The organism is Paenarthrobacter nicotinovorans, assembly GCF_007670255.1.
Classification (GTDB): domain Bacteria; phylum Actinomycetota; class Actinomycetes; order Actinomycetales; family Micrococcaceae; genus Arthrobacter; species Arthrobacter nicotinovorans_B.
In genome coordinates, this window is record NZ_SZVS01000017.1 from 39,939 (window position 1) to 53,347 (window position 13,409).

The window sequence follows — 13,409 nt, forward strand, 5'->3', positions numbered from 1 at the left end:
TGTCTACACACCCGTGTAGACGGTCTTGCCCCACGTGAAGAAGTCCAGGGCGGACCGACCCTGTTCGCGGAACGTGTTGGTGGAGGAGTCCTTGACCCCGCCGAACGGTACGTTGAGATCCAAACCTGCGGTGGGCCGGTTGACCTTGACTACGCCGGCCTGTGCGCGTGCGGCGAAGTCGGTTGCCAGCGCAAGTGAGTCCGTGCAGATGCCTGCTGTCAGTCCATAGCGGGAATCGTTGATGGCGGCCAGGCCCGCTTCGTAGTCGCGTACCTCGAGCACAGCCACCACGGGACCGAAGATCTCCTCTGTTACCGCGGCGTCGTCGAACGGCAGGTCGGTGAGAACCGCCGCGGGGAAGAACAACGCGCCGGTCGGGTCGCCGTCGTAGTTTCCGTGCAGGAGGGTGGCGCCGCGTTCGACGGCGGTACGCACCGCTGCCTGGTCCTGCTCGAATTGCTGCCTGCTCACCACGGCGCCCATCCGGGTGCCTTCGGTGAGCCCGTCGCCGGTGCTGTATGCGGCCGCTTCGGCCACCAACGAGTCAAGGAACGCCGCACGGATCCCCGGGGTCACGTACACCCGGGAGGTTGCCGTGCAGGCCTGCCCAGTCAGCCCGAACGCTCCGGCGGCCACTACTTGCGCGGCCTTGCGGGGATCGGCGTCGTCCAGCACCAGCACGCCGTTCTTGCCGCCCATTTCCAGCTGCACCCGGGCCCGCCGGGCGTTCAGGATCTCCTGCAAACCCAGGCCCACGTTGGTGGAGCCGGTGAAGGAGAGCCCGGCGATGCGTGCATCGCGGGACAGTGCGTCACCCACAACGCGGCCCTTGCCATGGACCACGTTGAACACCCCGGCGGGCAGGCCGGCGTCCTGCAGGGCACGGGCCAGGTGCGTTGCGGACAGCGGAGTCAGCTCTGCCGGCTTGATGACCACAGTGTTTCCGCTGATCAGGGCCGGTGCGGTCTTCCACGCGGGGATGGCGATAGGGAAGTTCCACGGGGTGATGAGGCCGACCACGCCCAAGGGTTCGCGGCGAGTGGTGATGGTGGTATCCGGGAGGCCGCTTGGCAGGACTTCGCCCGTTGCCGCCCAGCCGAGGGACCCGAAGAATCGAAGGACATCCGAGGCGCGCTTCACTTCACCCTTGGCTTCTGCCAGGGTCTTGCCCTCTTCGCGGACCAGGTCCTCGGCGATGGACGCCTGACGTTCGATCAACAGGTTGCCGGCGGCAATGAGGATGGCACCGCGCGACGGAGCAGGGAGCGCAGCCCAGTGTGGTTGTGCAGCGGCGGCGGCCGTAATGGCGGCATCCACGTCCTCCGTTGTGCCGCTGGGGGACAGGGCTGCGGGTTCATCGGGCCGTGCCGGGTTCATCCGTTCCGTATCCGCTGATCCGAGCCACTGGCCATTGATGAGGTGCTGAGCGGTGATGGTGGTGACTGTGGTGTCAAAAGCTGTGGAAGTCATGGTGGTCCTTAATGGGTTAGAGGCTTCGGATCAGGCCGCCGTCGCACCTGAGTGCGACTCCGGTGATGTACGACGCCGGCGCGCTGCATAGAAAGGCGGCGGCGGCGCCGAACTCGGCGGGTTCTCCATACCGGCGGGCGGGAATGGTCTTGCGGGATTCGAGCTGGATGTCCTCCAGGGTGGTGCCGCGGCGCTTGGCAGCGGCTTGGTCCAGCTGTGTCACGCGGTCGGTGGCAATACGACCAGGTAGGAGCAGGTTCACGGTGACCTCGTCCAACGCGACCTCGGCAGCGAGGGTCTTGAGGTAGCCGGCCAAGGCAGCGCGTCCGGTGTTGGAAACGGCCAGGTTGGGCAGGGGAGCAGTTACTCCGCTGGAGCCGATCGCGAGGATGCGGCCCCAGCGGCGTTCCCGCATGCCGGGCAGCACCCGCGAAACGAGGGCATGGTGTGGCTTGACCAGGAGGTCGAACGCAGCGGCCATATCCTCCGAGGTCAGGGTTGCGGCCGCGCCCGGCTTGGGTCCGGGCCCGTTGAGGACCAGGATGTCGATCGGCCCGAGGTTGGCTACGGTTTGGTCCACGGCGGATTCGATGCCCTCCGGTGTGCCGAGGTCCGCTTCGATCGCGACCGCGTCAAAGCCGCTGCTTCCCAACGATCCGATGCCCAACGTTCCCGTCCCGTAGGCTGCCTGAAGTTCGGCAACAATCTCCTTGGCACGGTCCCGGCGTCGCCCGACCACCGCCACCCGAACGCCTTCGGCAGCGAGCGCCCGCGCCACGGCCAGTCCCAGTCCGCCAGTGGATGCGGCTACGAGTGCTGTCTTTCCTGCAATTCCGAGGTCCATCAGAAACTCCCTGCCGTTGCACGGGCATCCAATGCAGACGCCGCTTCCTTCAAGTGGACTGCCATTGAGCCCCGCAGGGCTTCGGGGAACAGTGCAGCCGGTGCCCGGACCCCGGAGTCCTTGATGAGTCCGCGCTCGCGGAGGCATTCCTTGCGGATGGCGAGGGCTACCTTGGCTTGCTGTTCGAAGTTGATGAGCGGCAGGTAGGGCTGAAGTTCGCGTTCGGCGGCTTCGTATCCGCTGTCCTGCCACGCCCGGACGCACGCTATGAGGGCTTCGGGGTAGGAGAAGCCGGTCATTGCGCCGGAGGCGCCTGCCATGAGTTCGTCCAGGAGGCCCAGGCCGCCCAGCCCGCCGAAGATGGAAACCCCGACGGCGGCACTCAACTCCGCGATGGCGACGCTGGTGGGCGGGGCCTCGGCTTTGACGGCTATGACGTATGCACAGGCATTCACCACTGAAGCCAAGGCTGCCGTGGAGATGGAGACGCCGCTGGCCAGCGGGTAATCCTGAAGGACCACCTTGGCGCCGGTTGCCCGGTGGATGGCGTCAAGGTGGGCGATCACCGCTTCTGCCCGGGCGGAGTTGGCCTGCACCATGACCGCCGCCAGGCGTGGTCCGGCAACCGCCTGCGCTGCCATGACCTCTTCGATGGCTGGCCGTGTGGCCAGCGCGGTCGCACCCACTACCAAGGGGAGGGCAGTGGACTCGACCACGGTTTCCAGGACGTCCCGGCGTTCCTGCGGAGTGAGCGCGGCTGCTTCGCCGAACACGCCAAGCACCGTGAGGCCGGTGGCTCCAATGGCTTGGTAGTGCTCAACGAGTTCGGCCAAGCTGTCCAGGTCCACGTCAAGGGTGCTGCCTTGGAACGGCGTGGCCACGACGCCCCAGACGCCGGCCGGCAAACTGTTCCGGGAAGCGTTTTTGGGCGCAGAAGATTGCGGCATGGTTGGTTCCTTTCGGTGCTGAAGTGCTGAAGTGCTGGAATTGCTAAAGGGCGGAGGCTGACGGGGTCAGCGGCCAGGCCACACGGGTTGGCGCTTCTCCTGGAACGCCCGGACCCCTTCAGCGGAGTCTTCGCTGTCGAGCGCGGCCATGAGGGCGGGCAAGCGAAGACCGCGCGCCTCCTTGGCCGTCAAATGCGATGTCTGCGTGACCATTTGTTTGACGGCCCGGACGGACGTGGGGGCGCAGGCCAGGATCTTGTCCACCCAGCGTTGTACCGCGGCATCGAGTTCATCGGCGGGAACCACCTCGTTGACCAAGCCCATGGACTGCATCTCCGCGGCATCGGCTTTTCGCCCGGTCAATAACATGCCCATGGCCTGCGTGTACGGGATCCGTCGCACCAGTTGGTGGATGCCGCCGTCGAGCGCCAAGCGCCCGACACGGGGTTCGGTCAAACCAAACTTCGCTGTCGATGCGGCGACCACGATGTCGGCGCCGAGGACGATTTCCATACCGCCGCCCAAGGCATAGCCGTTGACGCGGGCAATCACCGGAACATCCAGGGTGGTGCGGAGGCTGAGGCCGCCGAAGCCGTTGGGGTCCAGGCCCGCCCAGTATTCCAGTCCAGTCTTGTCCACGGCGTCGGCGGACATGTCGGCGCCGACGCAGAAGGCACGGGAACCGGAACCGGTGACCACCACGGCCCGCACAGACGAATCGCTCTCCAGCTGTGCCCAGATCTCATTGAGCCGTGCGTGCGTGGCGCCGTCCACGGCGTTCAGGACGTGCTGGCGGTCGATTGTCACCGTTGCGACGCCGTCGGTGATGTCCAGGGCGACCTCGTCCACCCTTTCTTCCACGATGATGCTCATCGGAGGACTCCCAGCTGCTGCAGGCGTACGATGGTTTCCTTGTCGAAGCCGTTTTCCAGCAGTACCTCCACGTTGTGTTCTCCCAGGCGCGGTGCCACCCGACGGATGGACGGGGGAGTGGCGGAGAGCCGGATGGGTGCGTTCAACATCTTCACGGTGCCCACGGAAGGATGTTCGGCCTCGACGATCATGCCGTTGGCTTCAGTCTGGGCGTCTGCGAGGGCCTGCTCCAGGGTGTGGACGGGAGCATTGAGCACCCCTTGTTCTTCCAGTTTTGCCGTCCAGTATTCGGTGGTGTTGGTGGCAAAGTGTTCACGGAAGATGGCCTGGAGGGCAGGCTTGTTCTTGAACTGCTGCTCCAGGGTTGCGAAGCCCGGCCGTTCGGTGAGGTCCTCATCGAGGTCCAGTGCATCGGAAATCCGGGCCAGGGGATCGGGCGTGAAGCCGCCCACCATGCACACGGCGCCGTCGGTCGTTTCGAAGACGCCGCTGAGGGGCATGGCTCCCCAGTTGACCTCGTAGCCGCGGTTAAGCTGCATGCAGGCCTCCTGCATCTGCAGGTGCAGCATGGAGTCGTACATGGTCACTTCCACCTTCTGGCCGAGGCCGGAGGATTCGCGGGTGCGCAGGGCCAGCAGGATGCCCTGCATGAGGTGCATGCCGGTGATGTAGTCGCACAGGGTGGTGGGGTAGATGGCAGGCTTGGTGTCCTCGGACTCGCGCCGCCACATCACGCCGGAGTAGGCCTGCGCGATTGCGTCCTGTCCGCCTTTGTGGGAGTAGGGTCCTTCAGGGCCGAAGCCTGTGCCGGAAGCCCAGATGATGCCAGGGTTCTTTGCGCGCAGCTCCTCATAGCCGAAGCCCATGCGTTCCATGACGCCGGAGCGGAAGTTGCTGACCACGACGTCGGCGTCGGCCATGAGCCGGTGGAGGACTTCGCGGCCTTCCTCGGTTCGGGTGTCAACGGAGACGCTGCGCTTGTTGCGGTTGATGGAGAGGAAGATCGGGTTGTCCTGGCCGTCCTGGTCCGGGAAGGAATTGCGGGAGATGTCGCCGGCGCCAGGACGTTCCACCTTGATGATGTCCGCGCCGTAGTCGCCCAGGAGTTGGGTGCAGGACGGACCCATGAACACCTGGGTGAAGTCGACGATCTTGATGCCCTCCAGCGGGAGGGCTGTTGGTTCCGGAGCCGCGGCGGCGCGGGCCGCCGTCGTGCTTTCCGTATTTTCTGCAGTCATGAGGCTCATGCCGGCACCACAGCATCCGCATCGATGGTGGCGTTCGACGACGGGATGTCACCCGGGTCGGCACCTTGCCGGCGCATGCCCGCCTGGATATCCGCTGCCGCGACATCGCGGACCAGGATGTTGCTCTCGACGGCGAGGGCCGCTGCCACACCGACGGCTTGGCCCATGGCCATGCAGGGCGGAATTTCGCGCGACATCTTCTGGGCTTCTGGGGTGGCGGAGTAGTGGCGGCCGGCCACCAGGAGCTGGTCCACTTCCTGGGGCAGCAGCGAGCGGTACGGGTAGTAGTAGTCGCGGCCGCGGGCCACGGTGTCGGCAAAGTGGCGGCGCTGGGTGACGTCGTCCTTGGTCATGATGTACTCGCCCTGCAGGAGGCGGGTCTGGCGGACGCCCATCTGGGAGGCGACATCCAGCATGTACGCGTTTTCGAAGCCGGGGAGGTTGGCCCGGACGTAATCCACGGCCTCGGAGATCCGGTCGCGGGCGGCGAACTCGGCCGCGGTCATGTCTGCCGGGTCCACGCCGTCGAAGCCGGTCATGTGCGGGGCGTTGCACCACACGACGCCTTCAATGGGCGTCTTGAGCCACCAAAGTTCCCAAGCGCCGCCGAGGATGCGCTTGATCTTACGGTTGATGGCTCGGGCTTCCTTGGGGTTGGCCTGCTCGAAGGCTTCGGCTGCGTTGGTGTCCACGTTGCCGAGGCGGAAGACGAGGGTGGTGAGGTAGTTGTCCTTTGCGTAGCTGGCGCCGGCACGCGAAGCGACGTCGATATCGCCGGTGGTGTCGATGACGACGTTGGCCAGGAAGGCCTGCGGGCCGGACTTGGTTTCGCAGATGACGCCCTTGATTACCCCGTTGTCCACGATCGGACGTGAGAACCACGAGTGCAGGCGGAGGTCCACCCCGGCCTCGCGGACGAGGTCGTTGGACACACGCTTCCAGCCATCGGGGTCGAACGCTGCGGCGTAGCAGATGGGCTTGGGGTTGGTGTGGGAGTGGAAATCGAAGGTGCCGTAGCGTCCCCACTTGTTCCACAGTTCCTCGGAGGTCTTGCGGTCATCGGCGGGCGGAACGATGGCCAGGCCCAGCTTCTGGAGGCGTTCGACGTACTCGGAGACAATGCCGGTGACGGTGATTTCCTGGCCGTTGATCATGTCATCGAGCACCAGGACCATGCCGCCGGAGGCCAGGCCGCCCAGGGACGAGTAGCGTTCCAGCAGCGTGACTTTCGCGCCGGAGCGGGCTGCGGTGACGGCAGCGGCCACACCTGCGGGGCCACCGCCAACCACCAGCACATCGGAACGGGAGATAACAGGGGCGGTGAGGTCCGCCGTCGTGGTGCTGAGTTCAAGCGAGTTCATGGTGAAGTCCTTACTTGCCGACGAAGATGCCGTTGGAGCGTCGTGCGGCGAGGTAGAAAACGATGCTGAGGATGGACAGGACGGCCACGTAGACCGGGAAGATCCAGGTGAGGTTCAGGGATTGGAACCAGACCAGAAGGTAGGAGGCGGTGCCGCCAAAGACAGCCACGCCGATGCCGTAACCGAGGGCGACGCCGGTACCACGGATGTTCTTTGGCATCAGGGAGGAGCTGACTACGTTGTAGAGGGTCATGTTGAGCACCAGGACGATCGAGCCGCCCAGGAGGACCGCTGCGAAGCCGCCGATGCCGGGCTGTACGTAGAGCAGCATGAGGAAGACGGACGGAATGGCAAGAATGCGGGTCACGAGGAACCACCGGGACATTGCCTTGCCATCTGCGAGCTTGCCGATAACCCAGCTGCCGACTACCAGGATGATGCCGAGGACCGTGGTGAGGGCGAAGACGGCGGTGGGGTCTTCCTTGAACCCGCTCCGGGCTGCGCTGGGGAGTCCTACGTTCCACGCATAGTTGTAAGCTTGCGCCGCGCCCACGACGAACACGATCGCAAGGACGGAGAGCCAGTGCTTGCCGACGCCCTTCCACACTGCGCGGGGTGTGTTCGTGGCCATTTCCTCTTCTTTGAGGGTCTCCGGGAGGGAGCGCCGCAGGTAGAGGACCACGAGGCCGAACAGCGCGCCAATGATGAAAGGAACGCGCCAGCCCCATTCGCCCATGGCGGCGCCGCCGATGACCAGGCTGCAGAGGAAGCTGACCAGGGACGCCATGAGGATGCCGATGTTGACGTAGAAGGACATGATGCCCGCTACGTAGCCTTCGCGGCCTTCGGGCGCCAGTTCAACGGCGTGGGAGGTGGAGAGGGGAGCTTCGATACCGGTGGAGATCCCCTGGAGGACACGGCAGGCCAGCAGGATGATGCCGGCGGCGGGGCCGATGGTGGCATAGCTCGGAGTGATCGCAATGACCAGGGTGGTTCCGGCCATCAGCATTATGGACAGTAGCATCACCCGGCGCCGGCCAATGCGGTCTGCCAGCGTTCCAAGAAGGATGCCACCGAGCGGGCGGAAAGCGAATCCGACGGCGAACACAGCCAAGGCGTTCAGCGTCGCGGACAGGGGGTCGGTGTAGGGGAAGAAGTTCGGCCCAATGAAGGCTGACAGGAGGCCGAAGACCATCCAGTCGTACCATTCCAGGGCGTTGCCGAGGCCCAGGCCCAGGAGGCCCTTGCGGACTTCGGGGCTGAACCTGCTGCGGTCAGGCGTGGTGGCTTTTGATGAGGGGACGGCATTGTCCGTTTGGATGTCCAGCATGGGATTTTCCTTACGCTTACGCCCCGGAGGGCGTGAAAGGGTATGACGCAGGAACGCCCGTTGAAGGAGGCGTCGGATGCGAAAGTGGCAAGGAGTGTCGGCGGCCACGATGATCGTGTCCGGACAGTTAAGGGAAAACGCCCAGGCCGCCTGAGGGCGGCTGCGTTACCACGCGTGTGGTGCGTTGACCCAGATGGCTACGCATACCTCTTCGTAGCTGTTCTTGTACCAGTGTGGGATCTCTGAGGAGTAGGTGATTGAGTCGCCCTCTTCAAGGCTGTAGCAGACGCCGTCCAAATAGACGTCCTTACGGCCGGAGATGATGTAGCAGAACTCTTCACCGCTGTGGGTAAAAGGGGTCGCGCTGGTGTCGTGCCCTGGGGGCGTACTGATCCACTGCGCTTCGATGCTTCCGTCCCGGTTTGGGGTGAGCAGTTCGTGGACCGCCTCACCCACCGATTCCCGGGTGACGTTTTTCAAGTTACGCCGTTCGGACCTTCTGACCACGGGTGACCTGGACTCGTCCTGGCCAATAAAGAACCTCCCTACGGGGGTGTCCAGACCGTGGGCCAGCTGCGCCAACGTGGTGAAGGAAGGGTTTGCCATGCCGCGTTCGATCTGGCTGACGATCGCTTGGCTCAGGCCGGTGATGTCCGAGAGTTGGGCCAGGGTCAGGCCCTTTGCCTTGCGCATGGTGCGCACCTTGTTCCCGACGGTTGCCAGCAATTCGCTGGTGGCCGCTGGGGCAGGAGTCTCGGTGGTCATTGCCGCGTCCTTCGTTGGGTGAGCTGACTCACACAACTATAGTGAAGATCTTTAGCGAGTCAATGGTTTTCTTCATTAAGGTGAAGAAATTTACCAAATCGGGGATTCCAGCTCGCGGGTCGTCCCGAAAACGCACTGGTCAATTTCGGCCACCTGCGGCCTGAGCTCAAGCAGATGGTCAGCGTTCGGCAGCAGGCGGATGCTGATTTCCAGCTCCGTCGCCAAACGTTCCATGCAGACGGCGCCCACCATGTGGCTGGACGTTTTCAGGCTGAGGACGGCATCCATTGCGTCGTCGATGTCCATGTTGTCCAGGGCCCGATGCAGACGTGATACCCGCCAAGGCAGCAACGATATGTAGTTGCGGACGAAGGCGTCGATGATGGCCGGGTCTCCGCCGAGCTCGGCCTGGAGTCCAGCGAGGACGGTGAGATCCACCAGGGCGTCTGTGCACTCGTCATACTCAGACACCAAATCCCTCCCGCCTCGGAACAATAGATTCACGATTCAACAGTAGGACCCGTGGAACTGCCTCAGTGCCATTAATCCAAAGCTTGATGCAATCTTGAGCGGACTCAGAGGCAGTCTTGATTCCCGGACCGGAAAGTAGCTGGGAACAGAAGAAATCCCGGATCTGGAGATTCTCCAGCCGCGAATCAAGGAGAGGGAAACAGCATGGACAGTGGTGCCCGCCCGTCACCTGGGCTGATGGTGATCATCGTCTTTTGCATGACCGTCCTGCTGGGTATCGGCGGGACGGCGGCCTACTCGCTGTGGGAACAGGGCTCGCACAGTGCGGGCTCCGATCACCCCGTTGAGTCGGCCCCCTCCACTACTTCCAAGCCGTAACTGGCCGGGGATTCGAGGAAAGCCGTCAACCGGTTTTCGAGAATGGACACGTCCTTCATTTCGCATTCCCAGACCGTCAGGACCTCCCAGCCGGAAGCGCAAAGTTCTGCCCGCTGTTGAGCGTCCCGTTCCCGGGTCCTGGTGCGCTTGGCCTCCCAGAATGCCGCGTTCGCTGCAGGAGCATGCCGGCCGACCTTGCAGTCATGGAAGTGCCAGAAGCAGCCGTTGACGAAAATGACCTTGCGACGGCCGGCGAACACCAGATCGGGACGGCCGGGGAGCTTCGTCGTGCCGGACTGCCCGTGCAGACGGTACCTGTAACCCTTGGCGTGCAGCAGCCTGCGGACCAGCAGCTCCGGCTTGGTGTTCTTGCCCCGGATTCTGGCCATGTTGCGGCTGCGCTGTTCCGGCGTCAGCAGATCCCGGCTCTCGCCCATAAGACCACCCTACCCAGGGAGATTTGTACAGATAATGGCCTTATGGAGCGCTTTTAGGGGCATTATCTGTACAAAAACTCGTGAGGGAGTGGCGTGAACACTCGGCCGTCCACCCCAGCGGCGTGACTTGGACCTTCATGCGCCTCCGACACGCCGGGCAATAGCGCGGCGGCTCCATCACCAACTGCTGGCGGCAGCTTTGATGAGCGTCCGACGTCGGACCCTCACCTCCGCAGTGGCCGCAATAGGCGGCTTTCACAGCGTCTTCTGGAGTTCCTTGATGGGCATGTTCAGCTCCACCAGGAGGTTGAGGTCGGCGTTTGCTGGGCGGCCCAAAGTGGTGAGGTAATTGCCGACGATCACTGCGTTGATTCCGCCGAGCAGGCCCTCGCGGGTACCCAGGTCGCCGAGGGTCAGCTCGCGGCCGCCGGCGTAGCGCAGGACGGTCCGTGGCATCGCCAGTCGGAACGCCGCGATGGCGCGAAGGGCGTCCTTGCCGTCCATGATCCCCTGGTTCTCCAAGGGGGTTCCCGGACGGGGGTTGAGGAAGTTAAGGGGAACTTCGTGCGGCTCCAGGGCCGCTAGTTGGGCAGCCAGTTCGGCCCGCTGTTCCAAGGATTCCCCCATGCCGATCAAGGCACCACAGCACAGTTCCATGCCGGCGGCCTTGACCATGGCGCAGGTTTCCAGCCGTTCCTCGTAACTGTGGGTCGTGACCACCTCAGGGAAGTAGCTGCGGGCCGTCTCCAGGTTGTGGTTGTACCGGTGGACGCCCCACTCCGCCAACTGGTCCACCTGGCGCTGGGTGAGCATGCCCAAGGAGCAGGCGATATTGATGTCTACTTCCTCGTTGATGCGCTCGATCGCGAACTTGATCTGGTTCATCAGCTTGATGTCCGGGCCACGGACGGCGGCGACAATACAGAATTCGGTGGCACCCGTTGCCGCTGTTTCCTTGGCTGCTTTGACCAGTTCCGGGATATCGAGCCACACGCCTCGGACGGGGGAGTCGAACAGCCCGGATTGGCTGCAGAAGTGGCAGTCTTCGGGACAGCCGCCGGTCTTGATGGAGATGATGCCTTCCACCTCAACGTCCTCGCCGCAATGTTTCAACCGGACTTCGTGGGCAAGATCGAGGGCTGCTGGGATGGCGTCATCCGGCAGCTGCAGAATCTCTACAAGCTGGCTTTCCGTCAGGCCTTCACCGCGTTCCAAGACCTGTTCGCGGGCGGTTTCGAGGATGGCGTAGCGGGCAAGTTCACGGGGCGTATGGGTCATGTCCTCGACGGTATCGGCGCAGGTGAGCGGCCGTTTTGTGGGGTGCGTACAAAGGGTGATCCGGCTTTTTGGCGCCGACGGCACGGGACGGGTGATGCAGAAGTTACAGCTGCGAAACATGGCCGTGACTGAATTGACGCGCTGCGTGACTAGCGTCGTGGACGAAGCACACTCCCCGGACGAAAGCGACCGACGCATGAGCGACGACAAGACGAGTACCGCAATACTGGAGCCGACGACGGCGGCAAGCACCGCCGTCGGAACCGGCGCCACCGGCACATCGCCGCAAGGCAACGCCGACGCATTGAGTGCAGCGAAGGAGAGCCTGGAGGACTACACGCTCCGGTTCGCCCCGCGTTCCTACCGCAAGTGGAGTGCCGGCGTGGTGGCGACGAGTGCCCTGGGTGGCATCGCCTACCTGGCCGACTTCTCCATCGGTGCGAACATCGGGATCTCCTATGGAACGGTGAATGCGATCTTCGGCATCATCGTGGCCGCCGTAATCATCTTCGCAACCGGTTTCCCGCTGGCCTACTACGCTGCCCGCTACAACATCGACCTGGACCTCATCACCCGCGGCTCGGGCTTCGGCTACTACGGCTCGGTGGTCACCAACATCATCTTTGCCACGTTCACGTTCATCTTCTTCGCCCTTGAAGGTTCCATCATGGCCCAGGGCCTGCAACTGGGACTGGGCATCCCGCAGTGGATCGGGTACGCCGTGTCCACCATCATCATCATTCCCCTGGTGATCTACGGCATGAAGACCCTGGCCACCCTGCAGGTGTGGACCACTCCTTTGTGGCTGCTGCTGATGGTTGTTCCGGTGGGCTACCTGCTGTTGTCCCACCCTGAAAGCATCGATGCGTTCTTCGCGTTCACCGGTGCTGCCGGTGACGGTGGCCCGAACCTGGCCTCGGTGATGCTGGCGGCCGGTGTCTGCCTCTCCCTCATGGCCCAGATCGCCGAACAGATCGACTACCTCCGCTTCATGCCGCCCAAGACCGCTGAGAACAAGGGCGCCTGGTGGCGCGCTGTGATCCTCGCCGGCCCGGGCTGGGTCATCTTCGGTGCCATCAAGCAGATCATTGGCCTGTTCATCGCCATCTACCTCATCGCCAAGCTCGATCCCGCAGCCGCAGTCCACGCCAATGAACCCGTCCACCAGTTCCTGGGCGTCTATGAAGAGATGATGCCGGCCTGGCTGGCCATGACCCTGGCCGTGGTGCTGGTGGTCATCTCGCAGATCAAGATCAACGTCACCAACGCCTACTCCGGTTCGCTGGCCTGGACGAACTCCTTTACGCGTATCACCAAGAGCTACCCGGGGCGGATGGTGTTCGTGGTGGTCAACCTGGTGATCGCGCTGATCCTCATGGAGTCGAACATGTTCGACTTCCTCAACACCATCCTTGGCTTCTACGCCAACTGCGCCATGGCATGGGTTGTCACTGTGGCTTCGGACATCGCGATCAACAAATACCTGCTGAAGATCTCGCCCAAGGTTCCCGAGTTCCGCCGCGGCATGCTCTACGCCGTGAACCCCGTGGGCTTCGTGTCGATGCTGGTCTCGGCCGGTGTCTCCATCGCAGTGTTCTTCGGGGCGTTCGGTGCCTCGGTCCAGCCGTATTCGCCCATCTTCGCCGTGGGTCTGGCACTGGTGCTGCCGCCCATCCTGGCGGTTGCTACCCGTGGCCGCTACTACCTGCGCCGCACGGACGATGGCATTGACCTTCCGATGTTCGACGCCGACGGAAACCCCAGCGACGCGAAGCTGCTGTGCCACGTGACGGGCATCGAGTTCGAACGTCCCGACATGCTGCGCTCGGCCCAGGACGGGCCCGACGGCGAACCGCAGTACATCTCGTCCCTCGCCTTGTCCACGGACAAGTCGGGCGGCCTGGTGCTCCCGGCGCAAAAGTAGCCCCCATACCCAACTGTGAGTCTTGATCGTGGCTGGTCTGGGACTGGCTGGCAGGATGGGTGCAGGCCGTTCCGCCCGATGGAT

Annotated in this window: 13 protein-coding genes; 1 reads left to right on the forward strand and 12 read right to left on the reverse strand. The window is 63.8% G+C overall.

The annotated features are described in order from the left end of the window. Window positions 1-3 precede the first annotated feature (3 nt). The 12 genes from FDP28_RS19555 to bioB all read right to left on the reverse strand — a co-directional run bounded on the left by FDP28_RS19555 (window position 4) and on the right by bioB (window position 11,401). Entirely contained in the window at window positions 4-1,470 is a 1,467-nt protein-coding gene (locus tag FDP28_RS19555; protein ID WP_144663267.1) for an aldehyde dehydrogenase family protein, read from the reverse strand. Window positions 1,471-1,486: 16 nt separating this feature from the next. After that, complete coding sequence (locus FDP28_RS19560; protein WP_144663268.1) at window positions 1,487-2,314, reverse strand: SDR family oxidoreductase; 828 nt, start codon at window positions 2,312-2,314, stop codon at window positions 1,487-1,489. Continuing rightward, window positions 2,314-3,261, reverse strand: coding sequence for a dihydrodipicolinate synthase family protein (locus FDP28_RS19565; RefSeq protein ID WP_144663269.1), 948 nt, complete (start codon window positions 3,259-3,261; stop codon window positions 2,314-2,316). The genes FDP28_RS19560 and FDP28_RS19565 overlap by 1 nt, the downstream gene beginning before the upstream one ends. A gap of 66 nt (window positions 3,262-3,327) precedes the next feature. Beyond that, window positions 3,328-4,134, reverse strand: coding sequence for an enoyl-CoA hydratase-related protein (locus FDP28_RS19570; protein ID WP_144663270.1), 807 nt, complete (start codon window positions 4,132-4,134; stop codon window positions 3,328-3,330). Next, window positions 4,131-5,372 carry a CaiB/BaiF CoA transferase family protein gene (locus FDP28_RS19575; RefSeq protein WP_397321071.1) on the reverse strand — a complete coding sequence of 414 codons (1,242 nt, stop codon included), beginning with the start codon at window positions 5,370-5,372 and terminating at the stop codon, window positions 4,131-4,133. The genes FDP28_RS19570 and FDP28_RS19575 overlap by 4 nt, the downstream gene beginning before the upstream one ends. A gap of 5 nt (window positions 5,373-5,377) precedes the next feature. Further along, the gene (locus FDP28_RS19580) at window positions 5,378-6,742 is read right to left on the reverse strand and encodes an FAD-dependent oxidoreductase (RefSeq protein WP_144663272.1); all 1,365 of its coding nucleotides are present in this window, start codon (window positions 6,740-6,742) and stop codon (window positions 5,378-5,380) included. 10 nt (window positions 6,743-6,752) lie between these two features. Next, window positions 6,753-8,072, reverse strand: a complete 1,320-nt coding sequence (locus FDP28_RS19585; RefSeq protein ID WP_144663273.1) for an MFS transporter — start codon at window positions 8,070-8,072, stop codon at window positions 6,753-6,755. A 165-nt stretch (window positions 8,073-8,237) separates the two neighbouring features. Further along, window positions 8,238-8,837, reverse strand: a complete 600-nt coding sequence (locus FDP28_RS19590) for a helix-turn-helix domain-containing protein (RefSeq protein WP_144663274.1) — start codon at window positions 8,835-8,837, stop codon at window positions 8,238-8,240. 90 nt (window positions 8,838-8,927) lie between these two features. Next, on the reverse strand, window positions 8,928-9,308 hold the full coding sequence (locus FDP28_RS19595; protein ID WP_144663275.1) for an Hpt domain-containing protein: 381 nt from the start codon (window positions 9,306-9,308) through the stop codon (window positions 8,928-8,930). 335 nt (window positions 9,309-9,643) lie between these two features. Then, window positions 9,644-10,123 (reverse strand): very short patch repair endonuclease, encoded by a 480-nt coding sequence (locus FDP28_RS19600; protein WP_144663276.1) that lies wholly within the window; start codon window positions 10,121-10,123, stop codon window positions 9,644-9,646. A gap of 40 nt (window positions 10,124-10,163) precedes the next feature. After that, the gene (gene bsaP / locus FDP28_RS21030) at window positions 10,164-10,382 is read right to left on the reverse strand and encodes a biotin synthase auxiliary protein BsaP (protein WP_144663277.1); all 219 of its coding nucleotides are present in this window, start codon (window positions 10,380-10,382) and stop codon (window positions 10,164-10,166) included. After that, a complete protein-coding gene (gene bioB / locus FDP28_RS19610; protein ID WP_144663278.1) occupies window positions 10,379-11,401 on the reverse strand; it encodes a biotin synthase BioB in 1,023 nt (340 codons plus the stop codon). Before bioB ends, bsaP begins: the two co-directional genes overlap by 4 nt. Before the next feature lie 196 nt (window positions 11,402-11,597). On the opposite strand from bioB, the gene FDP28_RS19615 reads away from it, so the two are divergent. Next, window positions 11,598-13,325: a purine-cytosine permease family protein gene (locus FDP28_RS19615; RefSeq protein ID WP_144663283.1), complete on the forward strand. Its 1,728-nt coding sequence runs from the start codon at window positions 11,598-11,600 to the stop codon at window positions 13,323-13,325. The last annotated feature ends 84 nt before the right edge of the window (window positions 13,326-13,409 follow it).